The sequence below is a fragment of the Rhodococcus sp. 15-725-2-2b genome, from assembly GCF_002259075.1.
Lineage (GTDB): Bacteria > Actinomycetota > Actinomycetes > Mycobacteriales > Mycobacteriaceae > Rhodococcoides.
In genome coordinates, this window is sequence record NZ_NPFL01000020.1 from 302,764 (window position 1) to 325,119 (window position 22,356).

A 22,356-nucleotide genomic window follows, 5' to 3' on the forward strand; every position below is an offset into this window, starting at 1 on the left:
CCACCGTGCCGGGCATGTTCTCCCTCGTGCTGCACTCCCACCTGCCGTGGCTGGCCAATCACGGGCGCTGGCCCGTCGGCGAGGAATGGCTGTACCAGTCCTGGGCGGACTGCTATCTACCGATCACCGAGGCGCTCGAGCGGCTGGCCGATGACGGCCACGGCAACGTGCTCTCGCTGGGGGTCACCCCGGTATTGGCCGCTCAACTCGACGATCCACACTGCCTGTCCGGAATGCACCACTGGCTCGGGAACTGGCAGCTCAGAGCCCACGAGGCGACAGACCGAGACCTGTCCGTTCGGGAACACCGAGGTTCTGCCGCCGCGCTCGATCGATTCGAGACCCGGTGGCGGCACGGCGGGTCCGCGGTCCTTCGACCGCTGATCGACACCGGAACCGTCGAACTGCTGGGTGGACCCTTGGCGCACCCGTTCCAGCCGCTGCTCGATCCCCGACTCCGCGCCTTCTCGCTCCGAGAAGGACTGCTCGACGCCCACACCCGCTGGGGCACAACGCCCCGAGGGATCTGGGCACCCGAATGCGGATTCACCCCGGGCATGGAAACCGAGTACGCCGCGGCCGGGGTCTCGCACTTCATGGTCGACGGTCCGGCAATGCGCGGAGACACCTCCCTCGGCAGGCCGGTGTGGGACTCCGACGTCGTCGCGTTCGGACGCGATCTCCCGGTCAGCTACCGCGTGTGGTCACCGAAGTCCGGCTATCCCGGCCACGGTTCCTATCGGGATTTCCACACCTACGATCACGCCACCGGTCTCAAACCGGCCCGGGTCACCGGCCGCTCGGTCGCGTCGAACGACAAGGCTCCCTACGACCCCGAACGGGCCGCGGCGACGGTGGACCGTCACGTCGCCGACTTCGTCGATGTGGTGCGCAGGCGGTTGATCTCCGAATCCGAGCGCATCGGACGCGACGCCCTGGTCGTCGCAGCATTCGACACCGAGCTGTTCGGGCACTGGTGGCACGAGGGCCCACAGTGGCTCGGCAAGCTCATGCGCGCGCTTCCCGCCGCAGGCATCACCGTCGGCACGCTGAACGACGCCCGCGAGCAGGGTTACGTCGGGGCACCGCTCGAACTGCAGGATTCGTCGTGGGGATCGGGCAAGGACTGGCGCGTGTGGGCGGGCGACGACGTAGCCGATCTGGTCGCGCTCAATTCCGAGGTGTCCCGGGCCGCTCTCGACGCCGTCGATACCGCCCGAGACGCTCGGCGTCGCGCCGGTGGACCCGAACTACGCAATCGCGTCAACGATCAGATACTGCGTGAGACACTGATGGCCGTGGCCAGCGACTGGGCATTCATGGTCAGCAAGGATTCCGCCGCAGGCTACGCGCGGGAACGGGCGCACGTCCATGCACATGCGCTGCGCGAGATCGCTGCCGCGGCCGCAGCTGGATCACCCGTCCGTGCAGACGAGTTGGCTCGGCAATGGAACCGCGCGGACGGACTGTTTCCTGCGTTGGATGCGCGCCGGCTGCCCGGTGCACACGGTGGCCGCGAGCGAGAAGGTGCAGGGGGGCGTCGATGAAAATCCTGATGGTGTCGTGGGAGTACCCACCCGTTGTGGTCGGCGGACTCGGTCGGCACGTGCACCACCTGGCAACCGAGTTGGTTCGATGCGGGCACGAGGTCGTGGTTCTGTCGCGTCGCCCCACCGGAACCGACGCCGCCACCCACCCGACGTCTCACCACATCGAGGACGGGGTGCTCGTCGTCGCCGTCGCCGAGGACCCGGCCCACTTCGTCTTCGGGGAGGACATGCTCGCATGGACCCTCGCGATGGGGCACGCCATGGTTCGCGCCGGCGTCGCGCTGGGAAAGCCCGGTCTGGGCGACGGTTGGCAGCCCGACGTCGTTCATGCCCACGACTGGCTCGTCGCACACCCGGCGATCGCACTCGCCGAGTTCTACGACGTACCGCTCGTCTCGACCATCCACGCCACCGAGGCCGGACGCCACAGCGGGTGGATATCCGGTCGCGTCAACCGCCAGGTGCACTCCGTCGAGTGGTGGCTCGCCAACGATTCCGATGCGGTGATCGCCTGCTCGACATCGATGAAGGACGAGGTCACCACCCTGTTCGGAGTATCGGAGTCGTCGGTGACGGTGATTCGCAACGGAATCGACCGCTCCACCTGGCACTTTCGGCGACGAGAGCCTCGATCCGAGCCGGCCAAGTTGCTCTACGTCGGCCGCCTCGAGTACGAGAAGGGCATCCAGGATGCCATCGCAGCTCTGCCCCGCATCCGACGGAGCCACCCGGGTACCACCCTGCACATCGCCGGCGAAGGAACACAGTTCGCCTGGTTGGCCGGGCTGGCGCGCACGCACCGGGTTGCCCGCGCTGTGTCGTTTCTGGGCAATCTCGACCACACCGAACTCCTCGGCTGGCTGCACGGAGCCGACGCCATCGTTCTGCCCAGTCTGTACGAACCTTTCGGCATCATCGCGCTCGAGGCCGCGGCCGCGGGCACCCCGCTGGTCGCGTCCACGGCAGGCGGTCTGGGTGAAGCGATCGTCGACGGCGTGACCGGCCTGTCCTTCGAGCCCGGCGACGTCGGCGGGCTGGCCGCTGCCGTGCGGCGCGTTCTCGACAATGCGGACGCCGCACAGGAGAGGGCCGTGGCCGCCCGCGAACGCCTCACCGTCGACTTCGACTGGAAGCACGTCGCCGAGACGACCGCCCAGGTCTATCTGGAAGCGAAACGCAAAGTTCGGCATCCGTTGGCCCGACCGCACATCGTCGAGCGCGCTCTGCCCGGCCGTACCTGAGACCAGCAGGGTCAGTTCTCTCGTGCCGCCTCGGCCTGTCCGAGCGCCTTCTTGCGAGCGATGTCCTCCAGCGCGGCAATGTATTTCGCGCGTTCGGCGGCACCGGCTTCCCAGGCGACCTTGCGATTGCGGACGACCTTGGCCGGGGCACCGACCGCGATGCTGTAATCCGGGATCTCACCCTTGACCACGGCATGGGCTCCGAGCACGCAGCCCCGGCCGATCCGGGTCTCGCGCAGGATCGTCACCTTGGCCGCGATCCACGTGTCCGGCCCGATTCTCACCGGCCCCTTCACGATTCCCTGATCCTTGATCGGCATGTTCACATCGTCCATCCGATGATCGAAATCGCAGATGTAGCACCAGTCGGCCACCAGCGTCGACGCGCCGATCTCGATGTCGAGATAGGTGTTGACGACGTTGTCCTTGCCGAAGACCACCTTGTCGCCGATCCGCAGCGAACCCTCGTGGCAGCGAATGGCATTGCCGTCGCCGATGTGCACCCAGCGCCCGATCTCGAGGCGCGAGAGCTCGGGAGTGGAGTGGATCTCGACGTTCTTGCCGAGAAACACCATGCCCTTGAGGATCACGTGCGGATTGGCCAGCTTGAACTTCGCGAGGCGGTAGTAGCGCACCAGGTACCACGGCGTGTACGCCTTGTTGGCGAGCACCCAGTCGAGGGACGCACGCGTGAGGAACCGCGCCTGGTCGGTGTCGCGTCGTCTCGACCCGCGCCAGCGTGTCCGCAGCGGCGCGTTCCACATACTCGTCATGGTGGTTCACCCTAGTTTCTCGTTCGCCCGCTCTCTGCCGCCACCCTCGCGCGGGCTAGGGTTGTCTGTCGACCGTTGCTCGTCGGCGGAACGAACACAGACGCCCCGGCACCGTGTCGGGCACGGACTCGAGTCATGGGGAGCGATCGATGCGCGGCGTCAGGGCCAACGGTAGGACCGGCAGAAAGGTCACCGCTTTCGCAGCAGCGCTGGCGCTGGTGACCGTGAGCGGCTGTGGTACCGACACCTCGGCGATAGAGCCGCTCTCTCCCGATTCGTGGCCTGCAGCGCACGCAAATTCCCACAACAGCGCCACCACCGGGGTGTCGGTGTCGACCCCACTGTCCCTGGACTGGACGCGCCCCACCGGCGGCACGGTGACCTCCCCGGTGTCCATCGGATCGACCGGTCAGATGTTCGTCACTGCCGCCACCGAATCCGGTTGCAACCTCTTCTCGTTCGAGATCGACTCCGCCCGTAAGCGCTGGTGCAATCGCGTCGGACCGTCCGTCGTCACTGCAACGCCGACGGTCGATTCGGCGATCAACGTCTACATCGGCGACGACGGCGGCATGAACTCGTACAACGACCACGGCCAACTACGTTGGCGCACAACGGTGTACGGAGTGCCCAAGTCCGCGCAGTTCCTCGGGGACGGCAGCGTGCTCTCGATCACCCAGATGGGGCAGGTCAGCGTTCTGGATTCGCAGAACGGGCAACTTCGAGTACCGATTCTCGATCTCGTTCCGACACCGAACTTCCTGACCGACCCGAATTCGGATTTTCTGCCGGTCGATACCGGACTCGACCGGTGCAGCTCGGGCGGATCCGAGTGCCCGGTACCCGCCGCACCCGCCGTCGACGCCGCGACCGGGTCGATCTACCTGACCCTGTGGCGTCCGGGTTCGATTGCACCGCAACTCGTTTCACTGCAGTACGAACGTGATGGCACGCCAGGGCTCGTCGAGCGTTGGTCCTCGGACCTGCTGCCCGCCGGGGTCGCGTCCAGTCCGGTGCTGTCCCAGGACGGATCGACGGTCTACCTGGCCGATGTCGACGGCAGGCTGACCGCGTTCGACACCGCCGACGGGCGACAGAAGTGGACCGAGGGTACCGGCCTCGGCATCGGTGCCGCTCCGTCGATCGCCTCGGACGGCACGATCGTGCCGTCGGGCGGCGACGGCACTCTCGTCGGCTTGCGCGACAACGGAGATTCGGCCGAGCGAGTCTGGGTTCGCGACGACGTTCAACAGGCAGGCACGGCAGCTCAATCCGCCGACGGGCGCGGCCACACCGTCGTGCGTGAGGACGACGGACTGGCGCTGCTCACGTTCGACGCGGCCACCGGTGAGACGGTGGATGTGCAGCCCGTTCCCGACGTCGTCGGCACCACCGTCGGAACGTCGATCGGCCCGGACGGCCAGGTCGTCACCGCGAGCTACCTCGGCGAGATCTTCACCTACACGGGCTGACCGACAGCCCCTGGCGCGCAGACGAACGCCACCGCGGACCGATCGACTCGGGCGATCACCACCGACAGTGCCACGGATCCCCGAAGTTTGAGCTTGGGCCGCAGCAGCGCCGGATCCACGTCGACTCCGCGGACCAGAATTTCCACCGAGCCGCAGTCCATCCGATTCAGTTGTTGCCGAAGCACCTTCTCCGAGAACTTGGCCTGCTCCAGAATCCGAAACCCGCGCACCCCGGCCGGGACCGTGTCGCCGGTCAGATACGCGATTCTCGGATCGAGTTGCCACAGACCGAATCTGGCACCGTAGTGCCGAACCAAACCGGCCCTGACCACCGCGCCGTCGGGATCGACGATGTAGCTGCCTGGGGGCCGAACCGGAATGTCGTCGGATTCCGAATCGGTGATCTCGAACACACCGCCGTCGGACCGAAGGACCGCAGCACGACGCCGAACACCGTTCTCGCTCAACCCTTCCGACCAGAGGCACGCCTCTCGCACTCCCCCGTCCAGCGAAACCACCTCGACCTCACCCGCCCAGTCGACAGAGTCGAAATCCAGACCGGGCGCACATTTGACGACCAGGTCTCGGCCTCGATAGGCGTCGAGCAGGTCCGGTAGCGGTGGTTGCAACGCCGCCGGGTCGTGGCGTCGCCGTCCACCTGCTCGGCGGCCGGGATCGGCGACGACGACGGTGTCACGCGTCGTCGGGGTCAGTGCGTCGGCGCGCAGTACGGTGGCGTCCGGGACGTTGTGTGCGGCCATCCGAAGCCGAATCGGGTCCAGATCGCTGCCCACCGCCAACTCCGCGGTGCCGATCAGGACCGACAGTTCGCTGCCGATCGAACACGTGACATCGTGCACCCGTCGTCCGGCGAGTCGAGCGGCCCGCCTGCGTGCGACGAGCGTCGGCGTTGCCTGCTGCACCGCCTCGTCGGTGACCCACCATCGGTCGGAGTCGAGTAGTTTCACCCGCGCCTTGCGGCGGACGGTCACGGTTTCGATCAGGGCACCCGCGTGGGCGGGGAATCGCTCCCGGATCGAGGAGATGTCTCGCACCGCTGTTCTCGTACCGAATTCGAGGCCGTCCGCAGCGTCGAGTGCCTCGATGCCGACCTCGCTGTGCATGAAGTCGAGGTCGGCATCGGTGAAGTCATATCCCACGGCAGGCCCCGCCGTCGACCCCTGCGGCGTGACTGCCTGTCAATCGCGAGGTGCAGGCTTGGTGCCGGTGATCATCACGTTGTAGAACAGCCCGCGCGGCACCACGTGTTGCAGCACGTTCTCGTCGACCCAGCTCAGTGTCTTCCAACCACCGAAGGCGAACTTGGCCCAGTTCCACCCCAACTTGCCCGCTGGCACTGCGGCCTCGAAGGTCCGCACCGGCCAGCCGAGGAGAGCGGCGGCGAACTCCTCGGTGTTGGCCTGCACGGACTCCGCACCGGCCGAGAGCGCGATGTGCTCGAGATCGGTCGGATCGAACGTGTGCAGGTCGACGACGGCTTCGAGTGCCGCTGCTCGCGAGGACTCGTCGAGCTCTTCCTGTGGCTTGCGCCAGCTCGCCAGGAACGGGAGCTTGGTTGCGCGGGTGGTGGCCTCCCACGTGATGCGTCCGAGCCAGCGTGCGTAGAAGTTGCCGACGGTGGTGGGTTCGCCCGCGAAGACGAAGCGACCGCCCGGCTTGAGCACCCTCAACACCTCACGCAGGGACTGTTCGACGTCCGGGATGTGGTGGAGGACGGCGTGCCCGACGACGAGATCGAACGTGTTGTCGTCGTACGGAATCGTCTCCGCGTCGGCGACGCGGCCGTCGACGTCCAGGCCGAGGTGCTCGGCGTTGCGAAGTGCGACCTTGACCATGCCGGGCGAGAGGTCGGTGACCGAGCCCTTCTCTGCTATCCCGGCCTGCATCAGGTTGAGCAGGAAGAATCCGGTACCGCAACCCAGTTCGAGCGCGCGGCCGTACGGCACGTCGGACTGTGCGGAGGCGTCACCGGAAACGGCCTGATCGAACCTGCCGCGTGCGTAGTCGATGCATCGCTCGTCGTAGGAAATCGACCACTTGTCGTCGTAGGTCTCGGCTTCCCAATCGTGGTACAGCACCTGCGCCAGTTTGGTGTCCGAGCGTGCAGCCTCGACCTGCTCGGCAGTGGCGTGCGGATTCGGGGCGGGATCGACCTGGCGGTCATCGGACTCGGCCGAGGCCAGGGACGTCGAGTTCGAGAGCGAGCGATCGACACCGTCGTGGGGGCTTGCAGTCATCAGGCGAGCCTACTATCCGGTAGCTGTGGAACAACTCTTCTCCGGCCGGGCCGGTGCTTCACCGCCCGGTGAAGGTCGCTTTTCCAGGGCCGTCGGCCACGAACGACGTCATGCCGACGGTGCGATCCTCGGTGGCGAACAGGGCCGCGAACTGCTGGGCCTCGATTCGCAGACCGGTGGTGAGATCGACGTCGAGCCCCTGGTCGATCGACGCTTTGGCCGCTGCGAGCGCTCGCGATGCACCCGTGGTGAACTGCATGGCCCAGGTGCGGGCGGCGTTGTACACCTCGTCCGGCGCCACCACCTCGTCCACCAAGCCGATGCGCAGCGCTTCCTCGGCACCGACGAAGCGGCCGGTGAAGACCATGTCCTTGGCACGGCTCGGGCCGATCAACCGGGCCAGCCGTTGGGTGCCGCCGCCGCCGGGGATGACGCCGAGCAGCACCTCGGGGACACCGAATTTCGCGTTGTCGCCCGCGATCCGACGATCTGCTCCCAGCGCGACCTCGAGCCCACCACCGAGTGCGTATCCGGTCACCGCGGCAACGACGGGCTTGGGAACGGTGCTCAGCGAGCCGAGAGCGGACTGCAGATCCTCGGCGATGGCAGCCATCTCGGCCGCGGACAACGACACCATCTCCTTGATGTCGGCACCGGCCGCGAACACCTTCTCGCCGCCGTACACGACGACGGCCTTGACCTCGGAATTCACGGTGGCCTCACGCGCCGCCGCGCGAATCTCCTCCTGCATCTGCCGGTTCAATGCGTTCATCGGTGGGCGATCCAGGCGGATGGTGCCGATACCGTCCGATACCTCGAGATTCACGAACTCAGCCATGGGCCGAAAGGCTACCGGGCCTCGTCCCGGCGATCGGACCAGGGATGTCGCGTTCCGGCGTAGTAGTCCTCGTCGCCGTCGAAGAGCACTCGTACGGTGCCGTCGTCTCGGGTCAGTACCGGCAGGACCGGGGTTACCTGGCGTTCGTGCGCAACGACCTCCGCGACCGTGTCGAACCGGGACAGCGCATCCAACTGGCTCCAGGTCGGCGGAAGCAGGATGGTGTTTCCGGAGCGCCAATCCGCCAGTGCATCACCGGTCGAGCGCCAGCTGACCGATGCCGCCTCGCTGGTTTCGCCGTCCGCATTCTGGCCCTCGGGCAGCACGGCGACGAAGAATCGGGTGTCGTACCGTCGCGCTTCACCGACCGGAGTGATCCAGTGCGACCAGGGCCGGAGGAGATCCGCTCGCAGTACGAGGTCGTGGGCGGTGAGAAATTCGGCGAACGAGATCTCGCGGCGCTCCAGCCGACCGCGCTCCGCAGCGAACGGAGCGGTATCGGCGACGATCGACTCCGGCGTCGAGCCGGCCAACAGCACCCCGCACTCCTCGAACGTCTCACGCGCTGCAGCACACACCAGGGCCTGCGCCCTGCCCTCGTCGGTTGCGAAGCGCTCGGCCCACCACGACGGCGGCGGACCTGCCCAGCGGACGTCCGCTGCCGCGTCCGCAGGGTCGACGCCGCCACCGGGAAACACCGTCATCCCTCCCGCGAACGCCATGCCGCCGACGCGTTCGAGCAGGAACACCTCGATGCCCGGCCGTGACAGACCGTCACGAATCAAGATGACGGTCGAGGCATCCCGCGCCTGCACGTGATCGGCAGCACCAGTCGAACTCATGAAAGGCAACGTACCGCTGCGCTGCGCAACGCCGTCGCTCGGTCCGCGCTATCGGCGGTGCGTGCTATCGACGGTGCGCGCCGGCAGCGCGGGTTCGCCGCGCGAAGAACCGACCGTCGACGCGATCGAGCGTGATCGACTGGCTGAACGCCTCGGTCAGGTTCTCTGCGGTGATGACGTCGTCGACCAGTCCCTGTGCCACCACCCCGCCTTCCTTGAGCAACAACGCGTGACTGAATCCCGGCGGAATCTCTTCCACGTGGTGGGTGATCAGCACGGTGGCGGGGGCATCGGGATCGGCTGCGAGGTCGGTCAGGCGTGCCACCAGTTCCTCGCGTCCGCCGAGGTCGAGGCCCGCCGCCGGCTCGTCCAGCAAGAGCAGTTCGGGATCGGTCATCAGGGCACGGGCGATGAGAACACGCTTTCGTTCGCCTTCGGACAACGTGCCGTAGGTGCGGGTGGCGAGATGTTCGGCACCGAGGCTCTCGAGCATCTCGACTGCGCGCTCGGTGTCGACCGCGTCGTATTTCTCTCGCCAACGCCCCAGTACCGAGTAGCCCGCGGACACGACCAGATCGGACACGAGTTCGTCGGCCGGAATGCGCTGCGCCAGCGAGGAGGAGGACAAGCCGATCCGCGGTCGGAGTTCGGAGACGTCGACCTTGCCCATGACCTCTCCGAGAACGTGGGCGACACCGGACGTGGGATGGATCTCGGCCGCAGCGATACGCAGCAGAGACGTCTTTCCGGCACCGTTGGGGCCGAGCACGACCCACCGTTCGTCCAGTTCCACCTTCCAGGTGACGGGTCCCACCAGGGTCGCACCGCCCCGGCGGACGACTACGTCGGTGAAATCTACGAGCAGGTCGGGATCCGGTTCAGACACGACGCCTATCTTCTCGCACATCGACCGCGCATTCACGGCAGGATGTGCACGCGTGTCGCCCAATGACGATCTACCCCGCACTTCCCGCCGGACCTCGGACCGGGAATCCGGCGCGAACCCACCCGGATCACCGTTCCCGCTGGGTGCCACTGCACTGTCGACTGGCACTCAATTTGCAGTCCATGCGCCCGAGGCCGATGGAGTCGAGGTGTGTCTGGTCGATCCGGACGGTGGTGAACGACGGGTGGAACTGACCACCCGCACGTTCGGAGTTCGACATGCCTTCGTGCCGGGCGTGCGGCCCGGTGACCGATACGGGTTCCGCGCCCACGGGAGGTGGGATCCGCACTCCGGACGACGGTTCAACGGCGCGAAGATTCTGCTCGATCCCGCAGCACGCCAGGTGTCCGGAACCTTCGGCGACCCATCGGCACTGCTCGCCTACGAGGACGATCCGTTCGGGGCACCCAGTTCTCGAGACTCGCTCGGACACCTCCCGCTCGGAGTGGTCCGCGCGGCCGCAGATCGCGTGGGCCGTCCCGCGCGCCCCGATGTGCCCTGGGACCGAACCGTTCTCTACGAGCTGCACGTGGGCTCGTTCACGGCCCGCAATCCCGCTGTGCCCGAGCATCTTCGCGGTACGTACCTCGGGCTCGCCCAGCCGGCGGTACTCGAACACCTCGCTCGCATCGGCATCACGTCGGTCGAATTGTTGCCCGTACACACCACATTCACCGAACCGGGCGTCCGCGCCCGGGGTATGCGAAACCACTGGGGGTATTCGACGGGTGCGTACTTCGCCCCGGATCCGCGCTTCGCCGCCGTTCCCGGTGCCGAGGTGGACGAGTTTCGCACCATGGTCGACGCGCTGCACGCTGCCGGGATCGAGGTGATCCTCGACGTGGTCTACAACCACACGTGCGAATCCGCGGTCGACGGCCCCTCGATCAGTTGGCGTGGGCTCGATGCGCCCGGCTACTACCTGCTGGACGGACGCGGATCGGACGTCGATCTGACCGGCTGCGGCAACACTCTCGATTCCGCTTCGCCCGCGGTGGTGCGGATGGTGTGCGACAGCCTTCGGTACTGGGTCGAGGACATGGGTGTGGACGGGTTCCGATTCGACCTGGCCAGCACCCTCGGTCGACCCGGTGGTTGGCGATTCGATTCTCGCGCACCGTTGTTGACGGCCGTTGCCACCGACCCGGTCCTGGCTCGGGTCAAATTGATCGCCGAGCCGTGGGACGCCACCGGTGCCGGCTATCAGGTCGGCAACTTCGGAGTGGCGTGGTCGGAATGGAACGATCGCTACCGCGACACGGTGCGACGCTTCTGGGCGGGCCAGCACGGCGTCCGCGAATTGGCCTCGCGCCTGGCCGGTTCGGAAGACCTCTTCGCAGGCAACGGACGCCTGCCGTGGGCGTCGATCAACTTCGTCACCGCGCACGACGGGTTCACCGCCCGAGACCTGGTGTCGTACGAGCGGAAGCACAACGAGGCCAACGGCGAAGAGAACAGGGACGGCACCGACAACAACTCGTCGGTCAACCACGGCATCGAGGGTCCGAGCGAGGACCCGTCGGTCGTCGAGGCCCGGGGACGCCATGTTCGGGCGCTACTGGCAACCCTGACGCTCTCCACCGGTACGCCGATGCTGCTCGCCGGCGACGAACTGGGACACACCCAGGGAGGCAACAACAATGCGTACTGCGTCGCCGAGAACGCTCCGGCGGCAGAGAGCTGGGCCATCGACTGGGACGGCGCGGATCAGAACATGATTCGCTTCGTGGGTCGACTGCTCCGCGTCCGAGCGAGCGCTCCGACCCTTCGTCAGCAGGAGTTCTTCACCGGCCGCGCGACACCGACCGGCCGACCCGATCTGGTCTGGTTCGATTCCGCCGGAATCGAATTCGACACGGACCGATGGAACGACGACTCGGTGCGCACCATTCAGGCCTGGGTGGACGGTTCCGACGTCCGCTCCTACGCCTCCGACGGTGGGCAGGTCGACGACGCGAGCTCGCTCCTCGTGCTCCATTCCGGTGGCCCCGCCGAGATCACTCTGGCGTGCCCGAGTTGGTCGTCGTCGCGGTTCGTTCCGGTCCTCGATTCCTCGTGCGCGGACGGAGTGCCCGCCGATACCACTGCGCTGGAACCGGGTTCGACGATATCGGTGACCGGATCGACTGTCCTGGTACTGCGCAGCGCAGGCAGGTGAGTCATGAACAGTTGTACGAGCGGACCGACTCCGAGCGCATAGAGAACCGTCCCGACGCCGAGCGTCCCGCCGAGCAACCAACCGGTGAGTACCACCGTCAACTCGATTCCGGTGCGGGTCAGGCGAATCGACCATCCGGTCCTGGCCACCAGACCGGTCATCAGTCCGTCTCGAGGCCCCGGGCCCATCCCGGCACCGATGTACAGCGCGGTGGCGAACGCGTTGAGCACGATGCCCGACACCATGGCAACGGTCCTGATCGGGAGTCCGTCGAGATGCGGCAACACCGCGGACGTCGCGTCCACGGCAACGGCGATCACCACGACGTTGCTCACGGTACCCAGGCCTGGACGTTGCCGCAGCGGGATCCACATCAGCAGTACGGCCACTCCGGTGATCGCGGTGATGGTTCCGAAACTCAGCGACAGGTGACGTTCGAGACCCTGGTGGAAGACGTCCCACGGGTTGACGCCCAGTCCACCCGCGATCATCGACGACATCGACGCCCCGTACAGCCACAGCCCCACGTAGAGGGCAGCCAACCGAGCGGGAAGCCGGCGACCGGCGACGACACGACGTGGTGAGGTGAACATGCCTCCAGTCTCGGGGCTACTGGATATGTTCGGCATAGCCACTTGTGCGACAATGGACCCCAGCTCTAGAGAACGGCAATCACCGTGGTCGAACCGGGTGCCACTTCGGTGAAGCCGGCATCCCGCACTGCGACGGCGCGCCCGGCGCGAACCTCGCCCAGTGCACGTGTCCATTGGTCCGGGTTCGCGGATCGGACCGAACATGCGTAGCCGGCCGCGGCCCACTCGCGGCATTCCTCCATGCCCATCGCACCCGCGAGCAACATCGACGCGTGCCCCACCTGAGCGGCCGCCTTGCCCACCGTCATGGACAGGGAAGCGTCGATCCACAGCACAGGGCCTGCCGAGACCGCAGGCTCGTCCTCGGCCGCCACGTCGGTCCCACCGATCTGCAGCCGCTTGATCCGCGGGTCCAGATCTCCGACCCGACCCGGCACGAAGGCGCGGGCCGACGCTCCCCCGACGTCGACCGTCACACCCGGAACGTCCTGCGCTGCGAGCCAGTGTGCACCGCGAGCCCGTCGAGCGACTTTTCGGATCCGAGCCGACGTCCATTCGGTGAAGGCCTCGTTCCACGACGCGCCGACGCCCACCCGTGGGTCCAGGCACAGCGACGCGGTTGCTCTGGCAGCCGCCTCGAGCAACTCGCTACGCCGGGGTGCATCGGATTTGGGGATGTGTAGCACCAACGGCATGGCCAGCACCTGTGACGGATCGGCCGGGTCCTCGGCTCCGCCGTACCCACGAGCGAGCTCGGCATGGCGCGAGGCGAACGTGTTGTCCGGTGAGAATTCCTCGGCCGCCGCCTCGGCACCGCCCAGGTCGTCCGGTCCGGCATCGGTCACCGGACCGTCGGTCATGTCGTCGCCGGTCGTGGGATCGCCGGTCATGGGATCGGGACGCGGCGGACTCCCCCGTCGACCGCGTCCGCAGCTTCGATCTCGTTGCGGGTGACACCGAGTATGAACAGAACCGCGTCCAGATACGGATGCGAGATGGCCGTGTCAGCGATCTCTCGCAACGCCGGCTTGGCGTTGAAGGCGACCCCGAGGCCCGCGGCCGTCAGCATGTCGATGTCGTTCGCTCCGTCGCCGACGGCGACTGTCTGCTCCATCGGCACTCCCGACTGTGCCGCGAACTCGCGCAGTGCCGTCGCCTTCGCAGCACGATCGACCACTTCTCCGATCACCCGGCCGGTGAGCTTGCCGTCGACGATCTCGAGGGTGTTGGCCTTGACGTAGTCGAGTTCGAGTTCGTGTGCGAGTCCCTCGATGACCTGTCGGAATCCTCCGGATACGACGCCGCAGGCGAATCCGAGACGACGGAGGGTACGAATGGTGGTCCTGGCCCCCGCCGTCAGCTCCAGGCTCTCGCCCACTTCGTCGATGACGGATTCGTCCAGCCCTGCCAACGCGGCAACTCGCTGTTCGAGCGACTCCGCGAAGTCGATCTCACCGCGCATGGCAGCTTCGGTGACCGCACGAACTTCGTCCTCTCGCCCGGCACGGGCAGCCAACATTTCGATGACCTCACCCTGGACGAGCGTCGAGTCGACGTCGAACACGATCAGTCGCTTGGATCGCCGTGCGATCCCGCCGCGCTGCACGGCGATGTCGACGCCGATGCCGGCTGCGATTCCCGCAAGGCCGGCACGCAGTTGCACATCGGCATCCGGCGAGGTGTCGGTTGCGGTCACCTGAAGTTCGAGGCCCGTGACGGGATAGTCGGCAATTCCGCGAATGGCGTCGATGTTCGCTCCCTGGCGGGCAAGCTCACGGGAGATGGTGCTGAAGGCACGAGCGGTCACGGGTCGGCCCAGAACGACGACGACGTGGGTGGCCAGGCTCTGCCCGCCGCCCCGCGCGGTGTCGATCTCGACATCGACGTGCACGCCGACCGTCGCCATCGCGTCCTCCAGCTCCTCCTGGAGCGCTTCGGGGTCACGGGGGCAGGACAGGAGAACGCCCAGAGTCAGCCTGCCGCGAATGACAACCTGCTCGACGTCGAGCAGGCTGACGTTGTGCCGTGACAGTGCCGCGAACAGCACCGATGTGACGCCCGGCTTGTCTGGCCCCGTCACCGTCACCAGCACTGCGGTGTCGCTCGAAGTCACCGGATCTCCCTTTCGCACACGGCCAGCGGCCGGATAGGTCTTCGTGTCACCTGTGGTGGACGAGCAAGCCCGAACACGCCACGAGATTGTCGCAAGCGAAGAGCCCCACCCGGTAGCCGGGAGGGGCTCTCGCTGCTGCTGTGGACTACTTGGGGTCCGGGTCTCCGGATCCTTCGTGATCGCTGGTGGCGATCGGAGCCCGGCGGGCCTGTTCGAGGACGGCGGTGGTCTTACCACCGTGCGCTCCCGGCCCGACGTGCGCTTCCGCGCGCATCCGTTCGACCATGTGCGGGTAGTGCAACTCGAACGCCGGACGCTCGGAACGGATCCGAGGCAGTTCGGTGAAGTTGTGTCGCGGCGGCGGGCACGAGGTGGCCCACTCCAACGAGTTTCCGTAGCCCCACGGATCGTCGACCGTGACGACCTCGCCGTATCGGTAGGACTTGAACACGTTCCACACGAACGGCAGTGTCGAGGCACCCAGGATGAAGGCACCGATCGTGGAGATGACGTTCAACTCGGTGAACCCGTCCGAGGGCAGGTAATCGGCGTAGCGACGCGGCATGCCCTCGTTTCCGAGCCAGTGCTGCACCAGGAACGTGGCGTGGAATCCGAAGAACGTCAGCCAGAAGTGCCACTTGCCCAGCGCCTCGTCCATCATCCGGCCCGTCATCTTCGGGAACCAGAAGTAGATGCCGGCGTACGTTGCGAACACCACGGTGCCGAACACCACGTAGTGGAAGTGGGCGACCACGAAGTACGTGTCGGTGACCTGGAAGTCGATGGGCGGCGAAGCCAGCAGAACACCGGTGAGTCCGCCGAAGACGAAGGTGATCAGGAACCCGATCGAGAACAGCATCGGGGTTTCCAGAGTCACCTGGCCTCGCCACATCGTGCCGACCCAGTTGAAGATCTTCACACCCGTCGGCACCGCGATCAGGAACGTCATGAAGGAGAAGAACGGCAGCAACACCGCGCCCGTGGCGTACATGTGGTGCGCCCACACCGCGATGGAGAGGGCGGCGATGGCGATAGTCGCGTAGATCAGACCCGAGTAGCCGAAGATCGGCTTACGCGAGAAGACGGGGAACACCTCGGAGACGATTCCGAAGAACGGCAGCGCGATGATGTACACCTCGGGGTGACCGAAGAACCAGAACAGGTGCTGCCACAACAGCACTCCGCCGGTCGCCGGGTCGAACAGATGCGCCCCCAGATGTCGGTCGGCCGCCAGCCCGAGCAACGCAGCCGTCAGCAGGGGGAATGCCAGCAGGATCAGGATGGACGTCACCAGGATGTTCCAGGTGAAGATCGGCATGCGGAACATCGTCATGCCGGGAGCACGCAGGCAGATCACGGTGGTGATCATGTTGACGCCACCGAGGATGGTGCCGAGACCGCCGACGGCCAGGCCCATGATCCACAGGTCCGCACCGACGCCGGGCGAGTGCAGAGCCGAGGTGAGCGGGGTGTACGCGGTCCACCCGAAGTCGGCAGCACCGCCGGGGGTGATGAATCCGGCCGTGGCGATCAACGCACCGAACAGGTAGAGCCAGTACGAGAACGCGTTCAACCGCGGGAACGCGACGTCGGGAGCGCCGATCTGCAGCGGAAGGATGTAGTTGGCGAATCCGAAGACGATCGGCGTCGCGTACAGCAACAGCATGATGGTGCCGTGCATGGTGAAGAGCTGGTTGTACTGCTCGTTGGACAGGAACTGCATTCCCGGAATGGCCAACTCGGCGCGCATCAGCAGCGCCATGAGTCCACCGATCAGGAAGAACGCGAACGATGTCGCGATGTACATGATTCCCAACACCTTGGGATCGGTGGTCGTCACCGCTTTGTGCAGGAACGACCCCTTCGGTCCCGTCCGCGGCGGGAACGGCCGAGCAGCATCCACCGCGGGAGCGGGCCTAGGCGCTAGGGCAGTCACAGATCCTCCTGATTGCGCGTCGGACCTCGAACCACGAGGCGACGTCATCTAGTCGTGCGCTCCTCGAATCGTAGACCGTCGGACCGACACTTGCCGAACCGGTCCTACCGTGTGTCGTATTGGCCCCGATCGAGCACGCCCACATCGCGCGATCTGCCTGCGCTGTCGGCCTTTCGGACGCATTCGACAACGCTTCGATCGTCGCCGATTCCGGACGCTCGACGGCGTCCGTTCGAGTGTTCTGCGACGGCCGCCTTCCGATACTGTGTGAGACCACCCGACCCGTCGAAGGAAGTCCCGCGTTGCCACTCCACCCACGACTCCCCCGTTCGTGTGCGCCGCGCAGGATGGGCGCCGTCGCCGCCGTGTGCCTTGCCGCCACCATGGCGCTGGTCGGCTGCTCCGATTCCGAAGCGCAGGACGACGCATCCACCATCATCCGCACCACCACGAACATCGCCGGTGCCGGAGTGGTCGGGAACAATCGGGACACCGTGGGACTGTGCCCCGCGCTCGCACCACTCGACCCGACCGGAATCGAGGGTGACACCCGACCCGTGGGACATGCCGAGGGGATCAGCGCCATTCCGGCCGACCCGCAGCGCATCGTCGTGCTCGACGCCGCCGGCCTCGACGCGAGCTGCGCGGTCGGAATCTGGGAGCGGGTCGTCGGAGCGGCCACGATCGACCCCGATTTCCGCGGTGACGGCGATCAACCGCTGTATCTGGGCACCGGATTGGCGTCCGTCCCGTCCGTCGGCCCGGTGGGTGCACCCGACATCGATGCCATCGCCGCCCTCGATCCCGACCTGATCCTGGGTGCCGATTCTCTCGGATCGAACACCTACGACGACCTGACGGCCATCGCCCCGACCGTCTTCACGGCGACCGGACAGGGGTGGAAGGACACGTTCCTGCAGTCCGCGGCTGCGCTCGGTCGCGGCCAGGCAGGATTCGAGGCACTCGCGTCGTTCACCGCGGATGCCGAGCGGGTCGGTCGCGAGATCGACGCCACCCAGACCCAGGCGTCCGTCGTTCGATTCGACGCGGACTCCATCGAAGTGGACGGTCCGAACTCCTTTGCCGGCCAGGTCATCGCCGAAGTGGGTGTCGCGCGACCGCAGAGCCAGCGCGACGCCGATCTCTCGGTCGAGGCGAACGATCTCTCGCCGGTGGAGGGAGACATCGTCTACGTGCGATTCGCAGGCCCCGACGGCGAGACGTTCGGCCGCGAGGTGATGGACAGCGACGCGTGGCACGATCTGGGCTCGGTCACCGACGGTCGTGTGTTCGCGGTGAACGACACGGTGTGGTCCGGCAGTGGGGTCGTCGCGGCTCGGGCGATTCTGGCCGATCTGTCCGCGTCGCTGAACGCCTACGTCTCCTGACGCGATGCCCATTCCCGAATTCGTGCAGGCGCTGCGCAGCGTCGTCGGCACGTCGCCGCTGTGGTTGTCCGGTGTCAGCGCGGTCGTCCTCGACGACGACCGGCGTGTGCTGCTGACTCTGCGCGCGGACAACAACACCTGGGCCGTGGTCTCCGGAATCCTCGAGCCCGGCGAGGAACCTGCTCCGGCCGCCCTGCGTGAGATCGGGGAGGAGACCGGCGTCGACGCCACGATCGTGCGACTGACGAGTGTCGACGTGACGGAGCCGATCACGTACCCCAACGGCGACGTCGCGCAGTATCTCGACATCACGTTTCTTGCTCGGTACACCGGCGGCATTCCTCACGTGGCCGACGACGAGAATCTCGACGTCGCCTGGTTCGCACTCGACGCGCTCCCGGAAAACCTCACGGCCACTTCGCGATTGCGAATCGAGAAGGCCATCGCCGATGAGCCGTCGGCGTGGTTCCGGCGCTGACTCCCCCGCCGAACGACAGTGAGCGGTTCCCAAGATTTCCGTGCTCGTCGATGCTTAATGTGATATCACTTTAGTATCACCATCGAGAGGGAGGTTCTCATGTCCGCACCTGCAACCGTCGCCGAGAAGCCGACGGGTACCCCGACCACCACCATCGCCGAGCGCCCGGGCTGGGATCTGCCCGGCTGGTCGATGCTCGGCATCGGTCTCGCGCTGTTCCTCGGCGGAATCGCCGCGTTCGCGCTCGGACTCGTGTTCACCGTCGTCGCACTGGTCGTGACCGGAGTCGTCCTGTTCGTCCTCTCCTTGCCCGCACTCATGGGCCTGACGCTGGTGCAGCCGAATCAGGCTCGCGTTCTTCAGCTTCTCGGGAGTTCGTACAGCGGCACCCTGCGGACGCCGGGGCTGCGTTGGACCAATCCGTTGACCTACCGCCGGGCCATCTCGACGCGAATCCGCAACCACGAGACCGGCCAATCGAAGGTCAACGACGCCGACGGCAATCCGATCGAGATCTCCGCCATCGTCGTCTGGCAGGTTGCCGACACCGCACTGGCATCGTTCCAGGTCGACGATTACGAGGAGTTCGTCGCCGTCCAGACCGAGTCTGCCGTCCGCCACATCGCCGGCAGCTATCCGTACGACGCCGAAGGACGAATGTCGTTGCGGGAGAACGCCGACGAGATCACCGCTGCCATGTCGGAGGAGGTGCACGCACGAGTGCGTTCGGCCGGTGTCGAGGTGATCGAAACACGAATCAACCGGCTGGCCTATGCCCCGGAGATCGCCCAGGCCATGTTGCGACGTCAGCAGGCCGGGGCGGTCATCGCGGCCCGTCAGCAGATCGTCGAAGGTGCCGTCGGAATGGTGGAGATGGCGCTCGGGAAGCTGGAGGAGAAGCACGTCGTCGAGCTCGACGAGGAGCGCAAGGCCACGATGGTGTCGAATCTGCTCGTGGTGCTGTGCAGCGACCGCGACACGCAACCTGTCGTCAACACCGGATCGCTGTATCAGTGAGCCATGGCCGTCGAACGTAAGAAGATTCTGCTGCGGTTGGACCCAACGGTGCACGACGCCCTCGCCCGTTGGGCCTCCGACGATCTCCGGAGCACCAACGCTCAGATCGAGTTCCTACTGCGTCGAGCATTGAGCGAGCAGGGCCGAATGCCGAAGGATGCACAGGACATTCGCGCGCCGGGACGCCCACCGAAAGAGTGAGCGGCCCGACTCGCGAACGAATCTCTAGAAGTCCCAGTCCTCGTCTTCGGTGTTGACGGCCTTGCCGATGACGTACGAGGAACCCGAGCCGGAGAAGAAGTCGTGGTTCTCGTCGGCGTTGGGTGAGAGCGCCGACAGGATCGCCGGGTTGACGTCCGTCTCGTCCTTGGGGAACAGGCCCTCGTAGCCGAGATTGTTCAGTGCCTTGTTGGCGTTGTACCGCAGGAACTTCTTGACGTCCTCGGTCAGGCCGATCTCGTCGTAGAGGTCCTGGGTGTACTCGACCTCGTTGTCGTACAACTCGAACAGCAACTCGAACGTGTAGTTCTTGAGTTCCTCGCGCTGCGCCTCGCTGACCTTCTCTAGACCCTTCTGGTACTTGTAGCCGATGTAGTACCCGTGCACGGCCTCGTCGCGGATGATCAGACGGATCAGGTCCGCAGTGTTGGTGAGCTTGGCCCGCGAGGACCAGTACATCGGCAGGTAGAAGCCGGAGTAGAACAGGAACGACTCCAGCAGCGTCGACGCCACCTTGCGCTTGAGCGGATCGTCACCGTGGTAGAAGTTCAGGACGATCTCGGCTTTGCGCTGGAGGTTGACGTTCTCCTCGGACCAGCGGAATGCATCGTCGATGTCGCGGGTGGAGCTGAGGGTGGAGAAGATGGAGCTGTAGCTCTTGGCGTGCACCGACTCCATGAACGCGATGTTGGTGTACACCGCTTCCTCGTGGGGAGTGATGGCGTCCGGGATGAGGCTGACAGCGCCGACGGTGCCCTGGATGGTGTCGAGCAGTGTCAACCCGGTGAACACACGCATCGTCAACTGCTTCTCGACGGCGGTCAACGTTGCCCACGACGGGATGTCGTTGGACACCGGCACCTTCTCGGGCAGCCAGAAATTACTGGTGAGGCGCTCCCACACTTCGGAGTCCTTGTCGTCCTGGACCCGATTCCAGTTGATCGCGGAGACGCGATCGATGAGCTTTACCATGGGTGCCTACCTACAGGTCGATGAGCGAGAGACGGGGACGGAGCTACGTGAAAGGCCGCTGATACGAACACTACCCGTTGTGTCCGACAAGTCCGGTAGGCACTACAAAGTGTGCCGGGAGTGTTGCCCGCAGGGATGACCTCTACGGCTGCTTCGGTCGGTCACCACCCCACCGAGCACGGGACGGTTCCGGCCTCGACGGCAGCGACCAACTGCGCATGATCACGCTCGTTCTGATCGGCGTAGGCATGGGCGAACCTCACCATCGCCCGACCGACGTTGTCTCCGCGGCCGAGGTAGTCGGCGATCGCCTCCGCGTCACCACTGCGGGCATGCGCTCGCGCGAGAACTTCACCGCATGCGGTGGCGAATTCGGTGAGGTACGGCCCGATGATCTCGCCGTCGGGAATGACCTTCATGTCACGGAACTGCCGAACGTAGAAGTTCATGGTCCCCACTGCCGTCCATCCCACGAACATGTCGGTCGCGCTCTGCAGCATTCGCTGCCCGTTGACCACGCGGGCACCGTGATTGTCGTACCGGCTCGGTTCGAGAAACTGCTCGAACACCGACGGCCCTGCCTGCTTGATCTGCAGGAAGAACGGATCCTTCGTTCGACGTTCTTCGAGCAGCGCCAGATACACCCGCATTCCGACGCTCCCGACGCCGACCACCTGCCGCACGACGTCGAGAACCCGGAATCTGGTCAGCAGACTCCAGATGTGGTCGTCGACCGACTCGCTGTAACCGGCGATCACCGCCTGCACCAGCTCGATCTGGGAATCACCGACGTGAGTGCGAAAAGGTGCGTCCTCGCGAATCCTTCGACGACCGTCCCTCGTCTCGGTGAACTGGCGGGACGCCCCACGGCTGGTACGACGCTCGGCTTTCGTTTCGATGAGTTTCTCTGCGTGTCGAGCGATGCCCGAGGAGAAGTGACCGAGCAGACCGGCGACGTCGATGCGGTCGTACCAGATGTCGATCTCCGGCGTGCTCGCGTATGCCCTCATCTTTCGGCAGTACGCAGCCGTCATCGCCGACACCGCCCGATCGGAGCGTCGCGCATCGACCCCGTTCTCCCGCCCGAGAACCACGAGAGAGGTCGCCAGCCGTTTGAGGTCCCACTCGAACGGGCCGGGCAGCGTTTCGTCGAAGTCGCGGAGGTCGAAGTACAGGTTCCGTTCGGGAGTGGCCCACAATCCGAAATTCAACACGTGGGCATCGCCACACAGCTGGACCTCGACGCCGGTGTGCGGAGTCGACGCGAGGTCGGCTGCCATCACGGCCGCGGCACCGCGGAAGTAGGTCCACGGCGATGCGGACATTCTCGCGTAGCGGATCGGCAGCAGCTCCGGCACCCGAATGATGTTCTGCGCGAGCACCGTGTCGAGCGCATCGTGACCACGCGAGACCGGATCCCATTCGGCCAACCCGCTGCGGGGTACGCGCCGACGGGCGTGTCGGCCACGCAAGAATTGCTCGGAAGGACGTGCATCCTTCCGAGCAATTCTCACATCGATATCGGATTCGACCTCGTCGTCCGCCTCGGTGTCCATGCCTGA

19 protein-coding genes and 1 pseudogene are annotated in these 22,356 nt (G+C 66.0%); 8 read left to right on the forward strand and 12 right to left on the reverse strand.

Translation table 11 applies throughout. The features are described from left to right. The first annotated feature begins 14 nt into the window (after positions 1-14). On the forward strand, positions 15-1,547 hold the full coding sequence (locus CH306_RS24175; protein ID WP_094631852.1) for a 1,4-alpha-glucan branching protein domain-containing protein: 1,533 nt from the start codon (positions 15-17) through the stop codon (positions 1,545-1,547). Beyond that, complete coding sequence (locus CH306_RS24180) at positions 1,544-2,791, forward strand: glycosyltransferase family 4 protein (RefSeq protein ID WP_094648115.1); 1,248 nt, start codon at positions 1,544-1,546, stop codon at positions 2,789-2,791. Before CH306_RS24175 ends, CH306_RS24180 begins: the two co-directional genes overlap by 4 nt. A gap of 11 nt (positions 2,792-2,802) precedes the next feature. Here the strand turns inward: CH306_RS24180 and CH306_RS24185 are convergent, their stop codons facing one another. Then, positions 2,803-3,564 (reverse strand): acyltransferase, encoded by a 762-nt coding sequence (locus CH306_RS24185; protein ID WP_032397734.1) that lies wholly within the window; start codon positions 3,562-3,564, stop codon positions 2,803-2,805. 149 nt (positions 3,565-3,713) lie between these two features. Here CH306_RS24185 and CH306_RS24190 point away from each other — a divergent pair, with 149 nt between their 5' ends. Next, complete coding sequence (locus CH306_RS24190; protein WP_094648116.1) at positions 3,714-5,036, forward strand: outer membrane protein assembly factor BamB family protein; 1,323 nt, start codon at positions 3,714-3,716, stop codon at positions 5,034-5,036. Here the strand turns inward: CH306_RS24190 and CH306_RS24195 are convergent. From CH306_RS24195 to CH306_RS24215, 5 genes are all read right to left on the reverse strand, one after another. Next, a complete protein-coding gene (locus CH306_RS24195; RefSeq protein ID WP_094648117.1) occupies positions 5,024-6,196 on the reverse strand; it encodes a THUMP-like domain-containing protein in 1,173 nt (390 codons plus the stop codon). The genes CH306_RS24190 and CH306_RS24195 overlap by 13 nt on opposite strands. A gap of 39 nt (positions 6,197-6,235) precedes the next feature. Beyond that, entirely contained in the window at positions 6,236-7,294 is a 1,059-nt protein-coding gene (locus CH306_RS24200) for a class I SAM-dependent methyltransferase (RefSeq protein WP_032397731.1), read from the reverse strand. Between the two features lie 58 nt (positions 7,295-7,352). Then, complete coding sequence (locus tag CH306_RS24205) at positions 7,353-8,132, reverse strand: enoyl-CoA hydratase/isomerase family protein (protein ID WP_045195673.1); 780 nt, start codon at positions 8,130-8,132, stop codon at positions 7,353-7,355. Between the two features lie 11 nt (positions 8,133-8,143). Next, positions 8,144-8,974: an NUDIX hydrolase gene (locus CH306_RS24210; protein WP_094648118.1), complete on the reverse strand. Its 831-nt coding sequence runs from the start codon at positions 8,972-8,974 to the stop codon at positions 8,144-8,146. Positions 8,975-9,038: 64 nt separating this feature from the next. Then, the gene (locus CH306_RS24215; protein ID WP_094648183.1) at positions 9,039-9,881 is read right to left on the reverse strand and encodes an ABC transporter ATP-binding protein; all 843 of its coding nucleotides are present in this window, start codon (positions 9,879-9,881) and stop codon (positions 9,039-9,041) included. Between the two features lie 31 nt (positions 9,882-9,912). Between CH306_RS24215 and glgX the strand changes: the two genes are divergently transcribed. Continuing rightward, positions 9,913-12,078, forward strand: a complete 2,166-nt coding sequence (gene glgX, locus CH306_RS24220; RefSeq protein ID WP_094648119.1) for a glycogen debranching protein GlgX — start codon at positions 9,913-9,915, stop codon at positions 12,076-12,078. A gap of 11 nt (positions 12,079-12,089) precedes the next feature. Here glgX and yczE read toward each other — a convergent pair. From yczE to ctaD, 4 genes and pseudogenes are all read right to left on the reverse strand, one after another. After that, a pseudogene (gene yczE, locus CH306_RS29960) lies at positions 12,090-12,845 on the reverse strand (membrane protein YczE); the annotation flags it as partial. After that, a complete protein-coding gene (locus CH306_RS24230; protein WP_094648184.1) occupies positions 12,737-13,531 on the reverse strand; it encodes a peptidyl-tRNA hydrolase in 795 nt (264 codons plus the stop codon). The pseudogene yczE and the gene CH306_RS24230, both read right to left, overlap by 109 nt. A 26-nt stretch (positions 13,532-13,557) precedes the next feature. Then, entirely contained in the window at positions 13,558-14,784 is a 1,227-nt protein-coding gene (serB, locus tag CH306_RS24235; protein ID WP_032398333.1) for a phosphoserine phosphatase SerB, read from the reverse strand. A gap of 145 nt (positions 14,785-14,929) precedes the next feature. Continuing rightward, a complete protein-coding gene (ctaD, locus tag CH306_RS24240) occupies positions 14,930-16,720 on the reverse strand; it encodes an aa3-type cytochrome oxidase subunit I (protein ID WP_032397727.1) in 1,791 nt (596 codons plus the stop codon). Positions 16,721-17,067: 347 nt separating this feature from the next. Here ctaD and CH306_RS24245 point away from each other — a divergent pair, with 347 nt between their 5' ends. From CH306_RS24245 to CH306_RS24260, 4 genes are all read left to right on the forward strand, one after another. Beyond that, positions 17,068-18,108, forward strand: coding sequence for an ABC transporter substrate-binding protein (locus tag CH306_RS24245; RefSeq protein WP_094648185.1), 1,041 nt, complete (start codon positions 17,068-17,070; stop codon positions 18,106-18,108). Between the two features lie 4 nt (positions 18,109-18,112). Then, positions 18,113-18,586: an NUDIX hydrolase gene (locus CH306_RS24250; protein ID WP_032397726.1), complete on the forward strand. Its 474-nt coding sequence runs from the start codon at positions 18,113-18,115 to the stop codon at positions 18,584-18,586. A 99-nt stretch (positions 18,587-18,685) separates the two neighbouring features. Continuing rightward, the gene (locus CH306_RS24255; RefSeq protein WP_032397725.1) at positions 18,686-19,603 is read left to right on the forward strand and encodes an SPFH domain-containing protein; all 918 of its coding nucleotides are present in this window, start codon (positions 18,686-18,688) and stop codon (positions 19,601-19,603) included. A 3-nt stretch (positions 19,604-19,606) separates the two neighbouring features. Then, the gene (locus tag CH306_RS24260; RefSeq protein WP_032397724.1) at positions 19,607-19,804 is read left to right on the forward strand and encodes a hypothetical protein; all 198 of its coding nucleotides are present in this window, start codon (positions 19,607-19,609) and stop codon (positions 19,802-19,804) included. Positions 19,805-19,828: 24 nt separating this feature from the next. Here CH306_RS24260 and nrdF read toward each other — a convergent pair whose 3' ends face one another. Both nrdF and CH306_RS24270 read right to left on the reverse strand, forming a co-directional pair. Beyond that, positions 19,829-20,794: a class 1b ribonucleoside-diphosphate reductase subunit beta gene (gene nrdF / locus CH306_RS24265; RefSeq protein ID WP_008717549.1), complete on the reverse strand. Its 966-nt coding sequence runs from the start codon at positions 20,792-20,794 to the stop codon at positions 19,829-19,831. 161 nt (positions 20,795-20,955) lie between these two features. Beyond that, complete coding sequence (locus CH306_RS24270; RefSeq protein WP_094648120.1) at positions 20,956-22,350, reverse strand: DUF2252 domain-containing protein; 1,395 nt, start codon at positions 22,348-22,350, stop codon at positions 20,956-20,958. Between the last annotated feature and the right edge of the window lie 6 nt (positions 22,351-22,356).

Excerpts from the sequence above, each read along its gene's own strand:
- CH306_RS24175 (WP_094631852.1), top strand. The coding sequence starts at position 15 with ATGTTCTCCCTCGTGCTGCACTCCCACCTGCCGTGGCTGGCCAATCAC.
- CH306_RS24180 (WP_094648115.1), top strand. The coding sequence starts at position 1,544 with ATGAAAATCCTGATGGTGTCGTGGGAGTACCCACCCGTTGTGGTCGGC.
- CH306_RS24185 (WP_032397734.1), bottom strand. The coding sequence starts at position 3,564 with ATGACGAGTATGTGGAACGCGCCGCTGCGGACACGCTGGCGCGGGTCG.
- CH306_RS24190 (WP_094648116.1), top strand. The coding sequence starts at position 3,714 with ATGCGCGGCGTCAGGGCCAACGGTAGGACCGGCAGAAAGGTCACCGCT.
- CH306_RS24200 (WP_032397731.1), bottom strand. The coding sequence starts at position 7,294 with ATGACTGCAAGCCCCCACGACGGTGTCGATCGCTCGCTCTCGAACTCG.
- CH306_RS24205 (WP_045195673.1), bottom strand. The coding sequence starts at position 8,132 with ATGGCTGAGTTCGTGAATCTCGAGGTATCGGACGGTATCGGCACCATC.
- CH306_RS24210 (WP_094648118.1), bottom strand. The coding sequence starts at position 8,974 with ATGAGTTCGACTGGTGCTGCCGATCACGTGCAGGCGCGGGATGCCTCG.
- CH306_RS24215 (WP_094648183.1), bottom strand. The coding sequence starts at position 9,881 with ATGTGCGAGAAGATAGGCGTCGTGTCTGAACCGGATCCCGACCTGCTC.
- CH306_RS24230 (WP_094648184.1), bottom strand. The coding sequence starts at position 13,531 with ATGACCGACGGTCCGGTGACCGATGCCGGACCGGACGACCTGGGCGGT.
- CH306_RS24245 (WP_094648185.1), top strand. The coding sequence starts at position 17,068 with ATGGGCGCCGTCGCCGCCGTGTGCCTTGCCGCCACCATGGCGCTGGTC.
- CH306_RS24250 (WP_032397726.1), top strand. The coding sequence starts at position 18,113 with ATGCCCATTCCCGAATTCGTGCAGGCGCTGCGCAGCGTCGTCGGCACG.
- CH306_RS24255 (WP_032397725.1), top strand. The coding sequence starts at position 18,686 with ATGTCCGCACCTGCAACCGTCGCCGAGAAGCCGACGGGTACCCCGACC.
- CH306_RS24260 (WP_032397724.1), top strand. The coding sequence starts at position 19,607 with ATGGCCGTCGAACGTAAGAAGATTCTGCTGCGGTTGGACCCAACGGTG.
- nrdF (WP_008717549.1), bottom strand. The coding sequence starts at position 20,794 with ATGGTAAAGCTCATCGATCGCGTCTCCGCGATCAACTGGAATCGGGTC.
- CH306_RS24270 (WP_094648120.1), bottom strand. The coding sequence starts at position 22,350 with ATGGACACCGAGGCGGACGACGAGGTCGAATCCGATATCGATGTGAGA.